Genomic DNA, 2,465 nt, shown 5'->3' on the forward strand with positions numbered 1-2,465 from the left:
TGCATTCCAGCGCGGCGCGAGGCGTCGATCGCGGCTCGTGTGGACTGGATCACAGGCTGAATTCCTGACAGGTCTACACCTAGAATGTCCAGGTAGCCGCACTTCGAGGCATAGGCATTTTGCATATCTACTACAATCACTGCCGTTTCGCTGGGCGCGAAGTCGATCGGCTCTGGTCCGGCTGAAATCGTCACGGGGGAAGTCATGAGGATTAACGAGTTAGATCAACCGTTGCTGATGTGGGCGATCGAGGCGATTTCGACTAAAAACTCTGGCTTAACGAGGTCCGCTCGGATGCAGTAGCGGGCAGGCGACGGCTGGGGAAAGTACTCTGCGTAGACGGCGTTCATTTTGGGGTAGTCGGCAAAGTCTTTTAAGAAAATCATGTTAAAAGTTACGTCCGCCAAGGTGCCACCGGCTGCCTCAACAACGCTTTTAATCGACTCCAGAACTTGACGGGTTTGAGCCGTAGCATCGTTTTCGCCGACAAGCTGACCGTCCGCATCTAAAGCAAGCGTCCCCGAAACGTACAGCGCTTCTCCCGATTTCATTCCGGGTGAGTAGGGGGCTAACGGAGGTGGTGAACCGGGTGGAATAATTGGACGACCTGGCATAGCAACACTCACAAACGCACGATCGCAGGACAGCAGATCCCATACAAAAATACGGAGGTTATCGATCGAGATCTGTAGCAATGGCTGCAAGAGCATTGATCTCAGGCAAATGATCCCAGACAAATCGATCGTTCAGGCAACGTGTGCGGCGTCTATTAACGAATTGCGGCAGTGGAGTAAGGGCATAACTTCTTCGCCAAATGCCGTCAGGTCGTCGATAAAGTCGGGGAACGTAAACAGAACTCCGTCCATGCTTGTTTGCGCTGACAGTTGATCGAGATACGCTGCAACCGTTGCATAAGAACCGACGATCGTTGGAATTCCCATGAAAATTTCTGCCTGCATTGCGGTTGCCATCCCGCCGCCTTTGTCCGTTGCCAAAGCACCACCCCAGCTTTGAATTGCCGTCATGTCGGCATGATCCATCAGCCACTGAACTCGCGCCCGCGCTTCCTCATCAGTCGGAGCCGCTATTACAGTAAACAGGGCATAGGTGCCAACCTGTCGATCGTATTCGCCTGCCATCTGCTTCAGGCGAGTGCTGATGTTGCCCAGAGTTGTCATGTCGCCCAAAACAAAGTTATACCTGCCCCATTCAGCGGTAAATCGAATTCCACGATCGGACTGTCCGGCACAGACGATCGGAATATCGCGAGAGGGTTTTGGCTGACAGAGACAGTCCTCTAGCTCAAAGAATCTGCCGTGGTACGTGACTCTGCCGTGCTGCCATAGCTGCTTCAGGATCTGCACATATTCTGTCGCGTACTCGTAGCGGTAAGACAAATATGCCTGATCCGTCAGAATGCCCATCTGGGAGTACTCCAGCTTGTTCCAACCCGACACAATATTAATGCCGAACCTGCCCTGACTAATGTCGTCGATCGTCACTGCCATGCGAGCCACCACGGCTGGATGAATCGTGGGAATGGCGATCGAGGCATAGAGATCAATTTTGCTGGTGACGGCTGCCAATCCTGACATCAAGCTAAACGATTCCAGCGCGTGGTCCCAATGCTGAATATCGCCGCCATAGCCGCGCCATTTCACCATCGAAAAGGCGAAGTCAAATCCATAGGATTCAGCTTTTAGAGTAATGGTTTTATTTAGCTCAAACGAGGGCATATATTGAGATGCCTTCGAGATGATCCAACCGTTATTGGCGATCGGAATAAAGATTCCAAAATCCAGATAGCTCATCTCAACTACACGCTTGCCTCAATTGATGGAACCGCAAACGATGCAATGGTATCGCTGCGAGATCTGTCGAATTATAGGCAGTGTGTTCAACCTGAATTGAAGTAAATGTTACTGAACACTTCAAGCTGCGGCGGCCGCACAGCAAAACAGGGTGACGATCGTCACCCTCGATAAAAAATTCAATTTAACGAATCACAATTACTGGTTGCTGGGCGCTAACTATTGCCCTGGCTGTCCCTTCTCGATTGCCTTGTTTACCAGATCATCCGTCACATTGCTAGCTCCGGTCGGAGCCGGACTGACTTGCCTTGCCATGTCCAGGTAATCGCCAGGATCGCCTGTGGGTTGAGCGGTTGTGGTGGTCGATTCGGGTTGAGAAACTTCAAACTGAGGAGCAGTCGCGTCCCGTGCGGCTTGTGCTCCTTCACCTGTGTGATCGATAGGGCTAACGCTAAACTGCTGGGCGGCTTCGTAGTCTGCTTCAACATCGACATTAGGAAGTTTTTCTTGACCAGCGGCGATCGCCTCTGCCGCTAACTGCGCGTCTTGATTTTGAGGACCATCTAGGTTACTAGCAACTTCAGACATAAAACACTCCTGTTTAGAACTTTTGGTTAATGTGCTCACCGTACCAGAGCGATCCCCAGCGTTCTA

At 51.6% G+C, this 2,465-nt stretch carries 3 protein-coding genes and 1 pseudogene; all 4 read right to left on the reverse strand.

Annotated features, from left to right (window positions below):
* Positions 1-206 (reverse strand): annotated as a pseudogene (locus H6F43_RS05650) (pyrimidine utilization protein B); the annotation flags it as partial.
* 18 nt (positions 207-224) lie between these two features.
* Positions 225-614: a pyrimidine utilization protein C gene (gene rutC / locus H6F43_RS05655; protein ID WP_190341526.1), complete on the reverse strand. Its 390-nt coding sequence runs from the start codon at positions 612-614 to the stop codon at positions 225-227.
* Positions 615-746: 132 nt separating this feature from the next.
* On the reverse strand, positions 747-1,811 hold the full coding sequence (locus H6F43_RS05660; RefSeq protein WP_199290161.1) for an LLM class flavin-dependent oxidoreductase: 1,065 nt from the start codon (positions 1,809-1,811) through the stop codon (positions 747-749).
* Between the two features lie 219 nt (positions 1,812-2,030).
* Positions 2,031-2,399, reverse strand: a complete 369-nt coding sequence (locus H6F43_RS05665) for a hypothetical protein (RefSeq protein WP_190341524.1) — start codon at positions 2,397-2,399, stop codon at positions 2,031-2,033.
* Between the last annotated feature and the right edge of the window lie 66 nt (positions 2,400-2,465).

This window comes from Leptolyngbya sp. FACHB-36 (assembly GCF_014695955.1).
Classification (GTDB): Bacteria; Cyanobacteriota; Cyanobacteriia; order Leptolyngbyales; family Leptolyngbyaceae; genus FACHB-36.

Excerpts from the sequence above, each read along its gene's own strand:
- rutC (WP_190341526.1), bottom strand. The coding sequence starts at position 614 with ATGCCAGGTCGTCCAATTATTCCACCCGGTTCACCACCTCCGTTAGCC.
- H6F43_RS05660 (WP_199290161.1), bottom strand. The coding sequence starts at position 1,811 with ATGAGCTATCTGGATTTTGGAATCTTTATTCCGATCGCCAATAACGGT.
- H6F43_RS05665 (WP_190341524.1), bottom strand. The coding sequence starts at position 2,399 with ATGTCTGAAGTTGCTAGTAACCTAGATGGTCCTCAAAATCAAGACGCG.